A 14,605-nucleotide genomic window follows, 5' to 3' on the forward strand; every position below is an offset into this window, starting at 1 on the left:
CGATCTTTTACGCTCTACTCGATCCAGCTGTAGAGCGGCGTATCCCCGCCGCTCACCACTTTCACGTCCGAACTATGGCGCAAACGCACCAACAGGCGCTTGCCTGAAACCGCGCTGCCCGTCAGCCCTTCCAGTTGTTCGAGCAGATCCGGCCCGCTGAGCTGGCCAGCCTTGCGCAGCAAATCCCTGGCGACCTGCCACAAGGCATCGTCCTGATTCAGCGGTTTCGCCACTGGCGCCGAAGCGGTTGCCGCTTGAGCAATCTGCGGCTGCGCGCCAAGGGCCGAGCCCAGCTTCGCCCAATCGCTGTCATCCAGTTCCACTGTCAAATCCACCGGCACGTCACCGACGGTTCCGCGTATCCGCAGCATTGAGTTCGCTCCCGCACATTTCTAACCTGCATGCTCCCACGGGACTTGTGTAACGCCAAGCGCACCTGCATCACATGCGTCTGACACTTTTCACGCAATCATCTACATTGCTCTCTTTCCCTTGGAAAGGATGCCCATGTCTTCAGGACGAAAACTGGCCTCGAAGGGAGGCCCAATCTGATGCAGCCACAAAGGCATCAAGTGTCACCCGCTCAAATGAACCGCCTGTTTTGGGTACTCCTGACAATTGTGCTTCTGCTGATCGCGGGTTGGCGTTTTTGGTCGCCTGTCGACCTTTCATCGTGCCAACGCGACGCGACTACATCAGGGCCACTTACCGCATTCATTCGTGACTACTTTGAGCACAACGCTCGTATCGACTGGCGGGACATGGATGACCGTTTCGACATACTTTCCACTGCCGAAGGCCAAAAGATTGCTGGCCAATCACAGCTGTACACCTGCGAAGCGCTGCAGATACTGCAAAGCCCGGCGTTCAGTCAGAGTGAAAAAATATTCACTACGGCGTTGATGTTCCATTTGCCGATCAGTCAGTACATGGGTTTCATGGATCGCAGCCATCAACTCTACAAAGAGCACAGCATCGATCGGGAAGTGATGAAGCTTGTGGTACTGCCGCGCGGAACAGCAATCAACTACTGGTGGCTTCCGGCTTGGCGCCAGCGCTTCACTCGCGATGCCCCGCACGTACTCGATGCAAATCTGACCAGGCATGTGCTCTCGGGCCATTACTGGTTCGACTATCCAGGTGCAGGCTTCTGACTCTACAAGCATGACCTGCAATCTACGCACCGCTCTGGAATCTGTCCCGGGCGGAGCTCAGTCTTGCCTTGCGCAAAACGGAGCGCACGGGCAAACTCTGCGCACTTTCGTTATAAGATTACATAACAAACTCTTCACTTTACTTCCCGGAGACCGCCATGCGTCGTCTGCTGCTCGCTTTGCCGTTTGCCCTGTTGCCGCTGGCCATCGCCCATGCTGCCGATGAGCATGATCACGACCATGAACACGGCAGCCTCGGCGCGCATGAACACGGTGTCGGTCGCCTCAATGCCGCACTCGATGGCCAGACCCTGGAACTGGAGTTGGAAAGCCCGGCGATGAATCTGGTCGGATTTGAACACGTCGCCAGCACTGACGCCGACAAAGCCAAAGTCGCCGCCGCCCGCGCTCAGCTTGAGAAGCCATTGGCCCTGTTCAATCTGCCGGCCGCTGCCGGTTGCAAAGTGGTCAGCCAGGAACTGGAAAGCCCGTTGTTCGGTGACAAGCCGGATGCCGACGACCATGACGACGATGAAGCGGCCAAGGACGGTCACGAACATCACCACGACCACAGCGAAATCCATGCGCACTATCAGTTCAACTGCGCGGCCCCGGGTGCACTGAAGACGCTGGATCTGGCGAACATCTTCAATACCTTCCCGGCCACCCAGAAGATTCAGGTACAACTGATCAGCGCGAGCGGCCAGCAAGGCACCGAAGTGACGGCCAAGGCTGCTGCGCTGAAATTCTGAATCCTATAGAGATCCCCTGTAGGAGTGAGCCTGCTCGCGATGACGCTGGCACATTCGGCAACCATGCTGACTGACCCACCGCCATCGCGAGCAGGCTCACTCTTACACAAGGGCCACTCAACTATCCGACCGGTTTCAAATGACTCAAGCACTCATCGAACTGTCCGACCTGGGCTTCAGTTGGCCCGGTCACCCGCCGCTGCTGGACATCCCGGCGTTTCGTCTGGAGCCGGGTGAAACCCTGTTCCTCAAAGGCCCCAGCGGCAGCGGCAAGACCACCCTGCTCGGCCTGCTCGGCGGCGTGCAGAAGCCCGATCGCGGCAGCATTCGCCTGCTCGGCCAGGAGCTGACCGAACTCTCCGCCGGCGCCCGCGATACCTTCCGCGTCGATCACACCGGCTACATCTTTCAGCAATTCAACCTACTGCCCTTCCTCTCGGTGCGCGAAAACGTCGAGTTGCCCTGCCACTTTTCCAAACTACGCGCCGAGCGGGCGAAACAGCGTCACGGCAGCGTCGATCAAGCCGCGGCCACGTTGCTCGCCCACTTGGGTCTGAAGGATGAAAGCATCCTCAGTCGTCGTGCCGATTCGCTGTCGATTGGTCAGCAACAACGAGTCGCCGCCGCCCGTGCATTGATCGGCCAACCGGAACTGGTGATCGCTGACGAGCCGACTTCGGCACTGGACTACGACGCCCGGGAGAACTTCATCCGCCTGTTGTTCGCCGAATGCCGCGAGGCCGGTTCCAGTCTGTTGTTCGTCAGCCACGACCAGAGCCTGGCGCCACTGTTCGACCGTCACCTGTCCCTGGCCGAGCTCAATCGCGCCGCCACGTCTGCCGAGGTCTGAGATGTATTTGTTTCGTCTGGCCATGGCCAGCCTGGCCAACCGCCGTTTTACTGCGTTGCTCACTGCCTTCGCCATTGCCCTGTCGGTGTGCCTGCTGCTCGCCGTAGAACGGGTGCGCACCGAAGCCAAAGCCAGTTTCGCCAGCACCATCAGCGGCACCGACCTGATCGTCGGCGCCCGTTCCGGCTCGGTGAACCTGTTGCTGTACTCGGTGTTCCGCATCGGCAACGCCACCAATAACATCCGCTGGGACAGCTTCGAACATTTCGCCAACAACCCGAAAGTGAAGTGGGCGATCCCGATGTCCCTGGGTGATTCCCATCGCGGCTATCGTGTGATGGGCACCACCGAGGCCTATTTCGAGCACTACCAGTACGGCCGCCAGCAGCATCTGCAACTGGCCGATGGTCGCGCCTTCGCCACCGATCCGTTTGAAGTGGTGCTGGGTGCCGAAGTAGCCGAGGCCCTGCATTACAAGCTCGGCGACCAACTGGTGCTGGCTCACGGCGTGGCGGCGATCAGTCTGGTCAAGCACGACGACAAGCCGTTCACTGTGGTCGGCATTCTCAAGCGCACCGGCACCCCGGTGGATCGCACGCTGCACATCAGCCTCGGTGGCATGGAAGCAATTCACATTGACTGGCACAACGGCGTGCCGGCGCGGGGCAACGGCCGGATCACGGCGGATCAGGCACGCAACATGGACCTGACGCCGCAAGCGATCACCGCGTTCATGCTCGGCCTCAACAGCAAGATTTCCACCTTTGCCCTGCAACGCGAGATCAACGAGTTCCGTGGCGAACCGATGCTGGCGATCCTGCCGGGCGTGGCCCTGCAGGAATTGTGGAGCCTGATGAGCACTGCTGAAAAAGCCTTGTTCGTGGTCTCGCTGTTCGTGGTGCTGACCGGGTTGATCGGCATGCTCACGGCGATTCTCACCAGCCTCAACGAGCGGCGTCGAGAGATGGCGATCCTGCGTTCGGTCGGCGCACGGCCGTGGCACATCGCGAGCCTGCTGGTACTGGAAGCCTTTGCCTTGGCGTTGACCGGGGTGATCGCCGGGCTGGCGTTGCTGTACATCGGCATCGCCGCTGCGCAAAGTTATGTGCAGGCCAATTACGGCTTGTATCTGCCGCTGGCGTGGCCGAGCGAGTATGAATGGACGCTGCTCGGTGGCATTCTGGCGGCCGCGCTGCTGATGGGCAGCGTGCCGGCCTGGCGCGCGTATCGCCAATCTCTGGCCGATGGCCTGTCGATCCGTTTATGAGGATGTTCACCATGCCCCGCGCCGTGCTTGCGCTGTTATTGCTGGTCGCCCTGCCCGTTTGGGCGGCGGCGCCGAAAGACCTGACCTGGTCGGAAATGATCCCCCCGGACGCCGCGCCGGAAGTGCCGAACATGACCCCGCTGCACGACCTGTCGAAGATGAGCGATGCGCTGTCCGCTGAATCTGCGCCAGCGGCCAGACAGGACATGCCGAACGCGCCGGTGGTGCAATCACTCGACGGTCAGAACATTCGTTTGCCGGGCTACATCGTGCCGCTGGAAGTCAATGAAGAAGGGCGTACCACGGACTTCTTGCTGGTGCCGTACTTCGGCGCGTGCATCCATGTGCCGCCACCGCCGTCGAACCAGATCGTGCATGTGAAAAGCGAACTCGGCGTGAAGCTCGATGAGCTGTATCAGCCGTATTGGGTCGAGGGGCCGTTGCAGGTCAAGGCGTCGAGCAGTGAACTGGCGGATGCCGGGTATCAGATGGATGCCGACAAGATTTATGTGTATGAGCTGCCGGAGTGAGCCCGACAGGTCTGTTTTTTTCAAGGGCCCCATCGCTGGCAAGCCAGCTCCCACAAGTATCTCTGGTGACTACAAAATTTGTGAACGACTCGGTCACTGTGGGAGCTGGCTTGCCAGCGATAGGGCCGGCAAAGGTTCAACAGAAACCCTCTCCTTCACTGTTTCATTGAGCTGAGTCAAAAGACCGTATCAGTTGGCTTCGTACCATAGGACATCAAACATTTTTAACGTCCTTTCGGAGCCCCCATGAACAAGTCCTTGCTCAGCGCTTCGCTGTTTGCTCTCGCGCTCGCAGCCCCGCTCGCCCACGCTCACGATGCCGGTGACATCCTGATCCGTGCCGGTGCAATCACCGTCAATCCGAAGGCCGACAGCTCCAGCGTCAAGGTCGATCAGGGTCCGCTGAGCGGTACCAACCTGGGCGGCAAGGCGACCATGAGCAGCGACACTCAACTGGGCCTGAACTTCGCTTACATGCTCACCGACCACGTCGGCATCGAGTTGTTGGCGGCCACGCCGTTCGAGCATGACGTGAAGATCAAAGGCACTGCCCTGCCAGCCGCCAACGGCAAGCTGGGTACGCTGAAGCACCTGCCACCGACTCTCAGCGTCGTCTACTACCCACTGGATTCGAAGTCGCCGTTCCAACCGTATGTCGGCGGCGGCATCAACTACACTTGGATCTACGACGAGCACGTCGGCAGCGAAGCCAGCGCCAACGGTTTCAGCAACTTCAAGGCGAAAAACTCTTGGGGTCTGGCCTGGCAGGTCGGTGCTGACTACATGCTGACCGACAACATCATGCTCAACGCCCAGGTGCGCTACATCGACATCGATACCCGCGCGACTGTGGAGAACAACGCCGTTGCGCCGGGCACTCGTGCTCGGGTGAACGTAGACGTTGATCCATTTGTGTACATGGTCGGTCTGGGCTACAAGTTCTAAGGAACATTCGCGTGGTGGTGAATGCGGGCTAATGTGGCGAGGGAGCTTGCTCCCGCTGGGCTGCGAAGCGCCCCCAAAACAGGCACTAGCGGTGCTTCAGAAAAACCGCAGATTGGATTGTCGACTGCTACGCAGTCGAGCGGAAGCAAGCTCCCTCGCTACAGGGATCGCATCTGAGTCAAAGCGATACCCCGCCCACAAAAAAGGCGCCTGCAAAGGCGCCTTTTTTGTTTCTGCGTTTTATCTTCCCAGCAACCGCGCCAGACCCACGCTCATCGGCGTCTGCTCTGGCATCTTGAATCGCTCCAGCAGGCGCCCGTTGTTCGCACGCGAATGACGGATGTCGCCGGAGCGAGCCGGGGCGTAGCTGATCGCAGGCAGCTCGCCGACCACTTTCTGCAATTCGGCGAGCATCTGCTTCAGGCTCATCGCCTGATTCCAGCCGGCATTCACCGGACCGACTTCCACTTCAGGCTGCTCGAGCGCCTGCACCAGAAGAGCAACCAGATCCTCGACATAGAGAAAGTCGCGCGTCTGCTCGCCATCGCCGAACACGGTGATCGGCAAGCCTTTCTGCGCACGCTCGCTGAAAATGCTGATGACGCCGGAGTACGGCGAGGACGGATCCTGGCGCGGGCCGAAGATATTGAAGAAGCGGAAAATCGCCGGCTCCAGACCGTGCTGGCGGCGATAGAAGTCGAAGTAATACTCGCCCGCCAGTTTGTCTGACGCGTAGGGCGTCAGCGGCGCTTTGGGCGTGTCTTCATCAATCGATTCGCCCTCGCCATTGTTGCCGTAAACCGCCGCACTGGAGGCGTACACCACGCGTTTGACGCCGGCCAGACGCATGGCGTCGCAGACATTCAGCGTGCCGATGAAATTGCTCTGATGAGTCTTCACCGGATCGTCCACCGACGCCTGCACCGAGGCGACTGCTGCCAGGTGAACGACCGCGCTGCAACCTTGCACCGCCTGGGCAACCAGTGCCGCATCGGCGACATCGCCGACAATCAGCTCGACCCGAGGATTATCCAGCGGCAGATTGCTGCGTTTGCCGGTCGACAGATCGTCAAGGATTCGCACCGAGTGCCCCTTGGCGAGCAGGGCATCCGTCAGGTGCGAACCGATGAAACCGGCGCCGCCGGTGATTAAAACAGTACCTTCAGCCATGGCGATAAAACCTATCCAGTAAGCCCGGGAGAGCGGCACGCCAGGCGCGCGGCTTGATCCCGAAAGTGTGTAGAATTTTTTTGCAGGCGAGCACCGCGTGTTGCGGTTCCTCGGCTGCGTCAGGGCGCGCGGCGTGAGCCTGCGCGGTGGGTGCTTCGATGGCCAGCGCATGCAGGCTGCGGGCTTCGGTCAGAATCGCCTGGCCCAGCGCCAGCGGGGTGGTCGCCTCGTGGCCGGCGTAATGATACGTTCCCCACAGCGGCGCCGCGCAATCGAGTTGCTTGAGCACCGAGATAATCACCCGGGCGGCGTCGTCGACCGGGGTCGGATTGCCCCGGCGGTCGTCGGCCAGGAGCAATTCTTCCGGTTGTTCGGCACGGGCGAGGAAACGTCCGAGGGTGCCATCAGGGCTGTCATCGAGCAGCCAGCCGAAACGCAACAGAACGTGCTGCGGGCAGGTCGCGCGCACGCTTTGTTCGATCCGCCACAACGCCTGACCGCGCAGGCCCAGTGGCACCGGTTCGTCTTTTTCGCTGTATGCAGTGGCACGCGAACCGTCGAACACCCGATAACTGGACGGTTGCACGAGGACGATATTGTGGTGCTGGCACAGTTCGGCGAGCCGCTCGATGGCGCGTTCCTGCCCGGCCATGCGGCTTTCGCTGACCGTCTCGGCCTGAAACCAGTCGAAATAGTAGGCGAGATTGATCAACGCATCGGGACGAGTATCGTCGAGAAGTTGCGTCAGGCTCGCGGCATCCCAGCCGTCTTCGGGCGGGCGGGGGGCGAGGAAACCGATGTCTTCCTCCGCACCGAGGCGAATCAGCGCCTGCCCAAGGGCATTTCCGCCGCCCAGTAACATAAGGCGCATTCGCATAAAGTCAGCAGGCCCAGTCTGATAGGAACGATGGCTTTGGCGACGGGACTTGTGGAACCGTCGTCGATAATTGCCGGAATCGTTGCATTTTGCGGGTTTAGTGCGCAACCGTCATCCGTAAAGTGTAGATCCCCTGATTTATGCTGTGGCTATTGGCCCCATCGCTGGCAAGCCAGCTCCCACAGGATTTGTGTACAGCGCCAACCCTGTGGGAGCTGGCTTGCCAGCGATGAGGCTCTGATAGCCAGTGGAGATCCCAGCGGTACTTGCATCTTCCCGCCCTCACCCGCATAACTTGTCCCATGAATCTGCCCCTTCCCACGGACGCGGCGCTGGCAGGCTTTCACCCCGCCGTCAGCGCCTGGTTCAGCAGCACTTTCCCGACGGTCACCGCCGCCCAGGCCCGCGCATGGCCGCTGATCCGCCAGCGCCACTCAACGCTGATCGCCGCACCGACCGGTTCCGGCAAAACCCTCACCGCATTCCTCGCCGTGCTCGACGATCTCGTCCACCGGGGCCTGGCAAACCCTGACGGACTGCCCGATGAGACCCTGGTGGTCTATGTCTCGCCGCTCAAGGCGCTGTCCAACGACATTCGCATCAACTTGCAAAATCCGCTGGCCGGGATCACCGAGCAACTGCGCCAGATGAACCTGCCGGAACTGCACATCACTACCGCCGTGCGCACCGGCGACACCTCGCAAAAAGAACGCGCCGCCATGCGCAAGACCGCGCCGCACATTCTGGTGACCACCCCGGAATCGCTCTACGTGCTGCTTGGTTCAGAATCAGGCCGGAAAATGCTCGGCACCACGCGCACGGTGATCATCGACGAAATCCACGCGATGGCCGCCGGCAAGCGCGGCAGTCATCTGGCCCTGAGCCTGGAGCGGCTGCAAGCGCTGTGCGCCGAACCGCTGACCCGCATCGGCCTGTCCGCCACGCAGAAACCGGTCGCAGCCGTGGCGCAATTCCTCGTTGGCAGCGGTCGCCCCTGCGAAATCATCGACATCGGCCATGCGCGCCCCCGGGATCTGGGGATCGAAGTACCGCCCGTGCCGTTGTCGGCGGTCATGGCCAACGATGTCTGGGAGCTGGTTTACGAGCGCCTCGCCGAACTTGCCCGCGAACACCGCACCACACTGATTTTCGTCAACACCCGCCGCCTCGCCGAACGCCTGAGCCGCCACCTCAGCGAGCGTCTCGGCAAACACGCGGTGGCGGCGCACCACGGCAGTCTGGCCAAGGAATTTCGTCTCGACGCCGAACAGCGGCTCAAGCGTGGCGAACTGCAAGTGCTGATCGCCACCGCGTCACTGGAACTGGGTATCGATATCGGCGAAGTCGACCTGGTCTGCCAGATTGCCTCGCCGCGTTCCATCGCCGGATTTCTGCAACGGGTCGGGCGCTCCGGCCACCAGGTCGGCGGTACGCCCAAGGGGCGCTTGTTCGCCACCACCCGTGACGACCTGATCGAGTGCGCCGCCCTGCTCGACTGCGTGCGCCGTGGCGAACTCGACACCCTGCACATCCCCGAAGCACCGCTGGATGTACTGGCGCAGCAGATCATCGCCGAAGTCAGTTGCCAGGAATGGCCGGAAGACGCGCTGCTGGCGATGTTCCGTAAAGCTTCGCCCTATCGCGATCTCGATGAAAAACACTATCAGGCCCTACTGGCGATGCTCGCCGAGGGCTACAACGGCCGACAAGGTATTCGCAGCGCCTACCTGCATCGCGACGCGGTCAGCCGCACATTGCGTGGCCGGCGCGGCTCGCAACTGACGGCGGTGACCAGCGGCGGCACTATCCCGGACAACGCCGATTACAGCGTGATGCTCGAGCCCCAAGGCCTGAACATCGGCAGCGTCAACGAAGACTTCGCGGTGGAAAGCATCGCCGGCGATGTATTTCAGCTCGGCAACACCTCCTACCGAATCCTGCGGGTGGAAACCGGTAAGGTGCGGGTCGAGGATGCGCAAGGACAGCCACCGACCATTCCGTTCTGGCTCGGCGAAGCGCCGGGGCGCAGCGATGAACTGTCCTCCGCGGTGGCGCGCCTGCAAGCGACGCTCGACAAATTGCTCGGCGCCAGCCCCGGCAATCTGCAACCGGCGCTCGACTGGCTGACGCAAGCCCTCGGCCTCAACCTTGCCAGCGCCGAACAACTGGTCGAATACCTCGCTCGCGCACGCCAGACCCTTGGCGCCCTGCCCTCGCAAGACACGTTGTTGATGGAGCGGTTTTTCGACGAGTCCGGCGGTACCCAACTGATCATCCATTCGCCGTTCGGCAGCCGCATCAACCGTGCCTGGGGTCTGGCCCTGCGCAAGCGTTTCTGCCGCACCTTCAACTTCGAGTTGCAGGCGGCGGCCAGTGAAGATGCGATCGTGCTGTCGCTGTCCACCAGTCACAGTTTCGAGCTTGATGATGTCTGGCGTTATCTGCACAGCAAAAACGCCGAGCACACCCTGATTCAAGCGGTGCTTGATGCGCCGCTGTTCGGCGTGCGCTGGCGCTGGAATGCCGGCGTAGCGCTGGCGTTGCCGCGTTTTACCGGCGGACGCAAAGTCGCGCCGCAGTTGCAGCGCATGAAGAGCGAAGACCTGATCGCCAGCGTGTTTCCGGATCAGATCGCCTGCCTGGAAAACCTCGCCGGCGAGCGCGAGATTCCCGAGCATCCGCTGGTGGAGCAGACCCTCGACGATTGCCTGCACGAGGCGATGGACAGTGAAGGCTGGCTCCATCTGCTGCGGCGCATGGAAAGTGGCGAGGTGCGCCTGATCAGCCGCGATCTGCCGGCGCCGTCACCGCTGGCGGCAGAGATTCTCAGCGCCCGCCCCTACACCTTTCTCGATGACGCGCCGCTGGAAGAGCGCCGCACCCAAGCGGTGATCAACCGACGCTGGAGCGATCCGCAATCCACCGATGATCTGGGTGCGCTGGATACCGACGCGATCAACGCGGTGCGTGAAGAAGCCTGGCCGACGCCCGCGAACATCGATGAAATGCATGAAGCACTGATGAGCCTTGCCTGCATCAGCGACCGTGAAGTTCAGGCGGGCGAACACTGGCGCGAATGGCTCGACACGTTGACTGCGAGCGGTCGCGCCTGCCACTTGCAGATCGATTCACAGCGCTCGTTGTGGCTGGCCCGAGAGCGCCTGACGTGCCTGCAAGCGCTTTATCCACAGGCCACGCTGCAACCGCCGCAACAAGCACTGCCCGGTTTCGATGAGGTCTGGACGTTCGATGACGCATTGGTTGAAGTGATCCGCGCCCGACTCGGCGCCTTCGGTCCGCTGCCGTTAGCCGCCATTGCCGAACCACTCGCGTTGCCGACACCGCAGGTCAATCAGGCCCTCGCGCAACTGGAACGCGAGGGTTACGTATTACGCGGCCAATTCACGCCGGGATCGGCAGTGGAAGAATGGTGCGAGCGCCACTTGCTGGCGCGGATTCATCGCTACACGGTCAAGCGCCTGCGCCGGGAAATCGAGCCGGTGGCGTTGCAGGACTTCATGCGGTTTCTGTTCGACTGGCAGCATCTGTCCCCCGCCACGCAAGGCCAGGGCAGCGCCGTGCTGCCGGCAATTGTCGGTCAGTTCGAAGGCTATGCGGCGGCCGCATCGGCGTGGGACAGCGACATCCTCCCGGCGCGGCTGAAGGACTACTCGCCGAGCTGGCTGGATGATTTGTGCCGCAGCGGCAAACTGGTGTGGACGCGCCTCAGTGCCCGCCAGAAAGTCAGCGGCACGGCATTGCGCAGCACGCCGATTGTGCTGCTGCCGCGCAGCCAGGTCGGGTTATGGAGTGCACTGGCCGAACAGACGCCGGCCAGCGAACTGTCGCCGAAAACCCGGAAGGTGTTCGAAGCATTGAGTCAGCACGGCGCACTGTTTTTCGATGAGTTGATTCATGAGGCGCATCTGCTGCGCAGCGAACTGGAAATCGCCTTGCAGGAACTGGTCGGTGCCGGATTGGTGAATGCCGACAGCTTCGCCGGCCTGCGCGCGCTGATCCCCCCGGCCAGCAAACGCCAGCAGCGTAGCAGTCGTCGCGGACGCGGCGCGTTTGTCGGCGGCATGGACGATGCCGGGCGTTGGGCTTTGCTGCGGCGCGGGCAGGCTGTGGACAACAACCTAATTCTGGAACATGTCGCGATGACTTTGCTGCGCCGCTACGGCGTGGTGTTCTGGCGCCTGCTGGAACGTGAGGCCGATTGGTTGCCGAGTTGGCGTGAGTTGCTGCGTACCTTTCATCGACTGGAAGCACGCGGCGAGATTCGTGGCGGGCGGTTTGTCAGTGGCTTGGCCGGTGAACAGTTTGCCTTGCCCGAAGCGATTCCGTTGCTGCGTGAAGTACGGCGGCGGCCGCACGACGGGAGTTTGATTGCGGTGTGCGGGGTTGATCCGCTGAACCTGGCCGGGACGTTGTTGCCGGGGGTGAAAGTGCCGGCGCTGGCGAGCAATCGGTTGGTGTATCGGGATGGGTTGCCAGCGGCGGCGGTGATTGCCGGCAAGCAGCAGATCTGGCTGGAGCTGGATCAGATCTCGATGGAACAAATGCGCAGCAAACTGATCCGGAATTGAGGTTGGTGGTTCTGGCCTCATCGCTGGCAAGTCGAATCGTCGCACCGCATCTCCCACAGTGATTTGTGGTGTGCCTTCTATTCCAGCATCACCCGGTACCCTGTGGGAGCTGGCTTGCCAGCGATAGGGCCAGCACTCACACCACAAATCCCCCAGTCAAGTCCGCGACTCCTGCGGCAACTCGGTCGCGATTACCTCCTGCGGCTGCCGCTTCGGCAACAAAACCTGCTGTGGATAAGTCTGCGCAAAGTGCACCGTCGGGTTGTTATCCACAAGCTTCTTCAACCGCTGGTTGAACGCACGACTCACCGCATACTGCCCGCCCGACACCGTACGGAACTGCGCCGTCAGTACCACGCCGTTCAGATCCATCTTGTCCACGCCAAACACATCCAGCGGCCCTTGCAGGTTGTACTTGAGGAACGGGTCTTCGCGGATCGAATCACCGGTCTCGCGGATCAATTCGATAGCCTTGTCGACATCCGTGTCATAGGTGAACTGCACCGAGAAAAACGCATAGGCGAATTGCCGCGATTGGTTGGTGACAGCCTTGATCTGGCCGAACGGCACCGAGTGCACAAAACCCTTGCCGTCACGCAGGCGCAGGGTGCGGATGGTCAGCCCTTCCACTGTGCCGGCATGTCCGGAATCGAGCACCACCCAGTCGCCGATCGACAGAGTGTCTTCAATGATGATGAACAGACCGGTGATCACGTCCTGCACCAGTTGCTGTGAGCCGAAGCCGATGGCCAGACCGACCACCCCGGCACCGGCCAACAGCGGCGCGACGTTGATCCCCAGATTGGCCATGGTGGTGATCGCGCAGATCACCACGAGAATGATTTTGATCGCATTGCGCAGCAGCGGCAGGATGGTTTTCACCCGAGTGCTGGGCTGGCGTGCGGCGCGTTTACTGAGTGGCGGTTTCAGGGCTTCCTGAATCGCCGTGTCGAGCACCACCCACAACAACCACGTCACCAGAAAGATCAGGCCGATGCTGCTCAAGGCGTTACTGATTGCCCGCCCGACCGTGCTGCTCTGGGCGAAATCGAGCAGCGATACGCCCCAGATCCGCCCGAGGATATCGATGAAGGCAATCGCGATAACGATCCGCAGCAACGCGTGCAATAGGCTGAGAAAGCGCTCCTTGTAGGCGCTGCTGCGTTGTAACGCCTCGGCTTTTCGCGACTTGAACAGATGCTGCAGGATGGTGCTGAGAAACACCGTGCCGATCAACAGCACCGTGGTGAACAACGCGCAGCGCAGGGCCTTTTGATTGTCCTCGCCAATGCCGATCAGATTGACCGCCGAGACCAGCACCATCAATACAATCGGCCAGTACCAAAGCCCGGAAAAAATCCGCAGCGACTCCTGCAATGAGGGTTGTTTCAACCGCTGGTTCAGCGGCCGGTTGCGGATCAGATGCGCCACCGGACGGCGCAGGCGAATCACCAGCAAACCGAAGATGATTGAGGCGATCAGCCCGGTGAACACCGCGATGCTGCTGGTGATATTGCCGCCCAGTTGCCGGGCGATCTGCGGGCTGGTGAGCGCATCGCTGAGGGCGGCGAGGAAGCCGATCAGGAACAATGGGCGCGGGCAGTAGTCACGAATGATCTGCGCCGCCGGGCGTTTGTGGCCGACGTTGAACATCACCACCACGCACAACAACATCGAGGTGGAAAAGATGCCGCTGCTGGTGGCGTAGGCCAAGCATAGCGCCAGCGCACGCCCCACCGAAGCTTGCAGAAAATGGCTGACGTACAGGGTCAGCGGCAAGCAAATCAGCGCCGGCACGGTGTACGGCAGCAAATAACCGAGCAGATCCTGGCTGCGCTGACGGGTGCGAAACCAACGGCTCTCGCGCAGGCGTCTGGCCGACAGGCTGCCGAGCACGGTCAACAATGCAAAAGCGCCCAGCCATACGCCGGACAACGTCAGGAAATCACCGGCAACGCTCCAGCCCGAGCGGTTCGAGGGTTGATTGACCAGTTTGTCGACTTCGTCCGCCGCACGATCGGCACGCAGGCGCCAGGCGTCGACCAGATGCTCGTTGAGATCGAGTTTGTCCTGGACGTCGTCGATGCTCGAACTGATGGCGCCGAGCAGGCCGCCCTGCACGATGGGCTCGGGTTTGGCCGGCTCTTCAGCAGCGGCCGGAACGCCCGGCAGCGCGGCGGCTTCGAGTTCGTTGGCACCTAGAAACAACAATGCTCCCAGCAGAATGGCGATCCTGAACTTGATCAAAACTCCGATCTCCCGTTGGCTGAACGTGTAAGGAACTGATCGGTGAATGGCGGACAAGTTCGGTTTTTGCCTCAATAACCCACTGAACCCACAGTAAGCCCTCTGAATGCCATTTTTTTGAAACCTTCCCCTGTGGCGAGGGGATTTATCCCCGATAGGCTGCGAAGCGGCCCCAAGCCTGAATTCCCTTTTTCCAGCTAGAGCGAGTTGGCTGGTTTGCGACT

11 protein-coding genes are annotated in these 14,605 nt (G+C 61.2%); 7 read left to right on the plus strand and 4 right to left on the minus strand.

Features of this window, described 5'->3' with window-relative positions:
- Positions 1–14 precede the first annotated feature (14 nt).
- Positions 15–371 carry a hypothetical protein gene (locus AC3WMT_RS09500; protein WP_103303736.1) on the minus strand — a complete coding sequence of 119 codons (357 nt, stop codon included), beginning with the start codon at positions 369–371 and terminating at the stop codon, positions 15–17.
- A 216-nt stretch (positions 372–587) separates the two neighbouring features.
- Between AC3WMT_RS09500 and AC3WMT_RS09505 the strand changes: the two genes are divergently transcribed.
- From AC3WMT_RS09505 to AC3WMT_RS09530, 6 genes are all read left to right on the plus strand, one after another.
- Positions 588–1,154 carry a hypothetical protein gene (locus tag AC3WMT_RS09505; protein WP_103303737.1) on the plus strand — a complete coding sequence of 189 codons (567 nt, stop codon included), beginning with the start codon at positions 588–590 and terminating at the stop codon, positions 1,152–1,154.
- Between the two features lie 158 nt (positions 1,155–1,312).
- The gene (locus tag AC3WMT_RS09510) at positions 1,313–1,906 is read left to right on the plus strand and encodes a DUF2796 domain-containing protein (protein ID WP_103303738.1); all 594 of its coding nucleotides are present in this window, start codon (positions 1,313–1,315) and stop codon (positions 1,904–1,906) included.
- A gap of 139 nt (positions 1,907–2,045) precedes the next feature.
- A complete protein-coding gene (locus AC3WMT_RS09515; protein WP_103303739.1) occupies positions 2,046–2,756 on the plus strand; it encodes an ABC transporter ATP-binding protein in 711 nt (236 codons plus the stop codon).
- A gap of 1 nt (position 2,757) precedes the next feature.
- Positions 2,758–4,023 (plus strand): ABC transporter permease, encoded by a 1,266-nt coding sequence (locus AC3WMT_RS09520; protein WP_103303740.1) that lies wholly within the window; start codon positions 2,758–2,760, stop codon positions 4,021–4,023.
- An 11-nt stretch (positions 4,024–4,034) separates the two neighbouring features.
- Positions 4,035–4,553, plus strand: a complete 519-nt coding sequence (locus AC3WMT_RS09525) for a DUF3299 domain-containing protein (protein WP_103303778.1) — start codon at positions 4,035–4,037, stop codon at positions 4,551–4,553.
- Between the two features lie 246 nt (positions 4,554–4,799).
- Positions 4,800–5,498 carry an OmpW/AlkL family protein gene (locus AC3WMT_RS09530; RefSeq protein WP_103303741.1) on the plus strand — a complete coding sequence of 233 codons (699 nt, stop codon included), beginning with the start codon at positions 4,800–4,802 and terminating at the stop codon, positions 5,496–5,498.
- A gap of 240 nt (positions 5,499–5,738) precedes the next feature.
- Here AC3WMT_RS09530 and AC3WMT_RS09535 read toward each other — a convergent pair whose 3' ends face one another.
- Entirely contained in the window at positions 5,739–6,668 is a 930-nt protein-coding gene (locus tag AC3WMT_RS09535; protein ID WP_103303742.1) for an NAD-dependent epimerase/dehydratase family protein, read from the minus strand.
- Positions 6,661–7,545: a sugar nucleotide-binding protein gene (locus AC3WMT_RS09540; protein WP_103303743.1), complete on the minus strand. Its 885-nt coding sequence runs from the start codon at positions 7,543–7,545 to the stop codon at positions 6,661–6,663. Before AC3WMT_RS09540 ends, AC3WMT_RS09535 begins: the two co-directional genes overlap by 8 nt.
- Before the next feature lie 302 nt (positions 7,546–7,847).
- Between AC3WMT_RS09540 and AC3WMT_RS09545 the strand changes: the two genes are divergently transcribed.
- Positions 7,848–12,134, plus strand: coding sequence for a DEAD/DEAH box helicase (locus tag AC3WMT_RS09545; protein WP_103303744.1), 4,287 nt, complete (start codon positions 7,848–7,850; stop codon positions 12,132–12,134).
- Positions 12,135–12,290: 156 nt separating this feature from the next.
- Here the strand turns inward: AC3WMT_RS09545 and AC3WMT_RS09550 are convergent, their stop codons facing one another.
- On the minus strand, positions 12,291–14,381 hold the full coding sequence (locus tag AC3WMT_RS09550; protein ID WP_103303745.1) for a mechanosensitive ion channel family protein: 2,091 nt from the start codon (positions 14,379–14,381) through the stop codon (positions 12,291–12,293).
- Between the last annotated feature and the right edge of the window lie 224 nt (positions 14,382–14,605).

This window comes from Pseudomonas sp. FW305-7 (assembly GCF_058786735.1).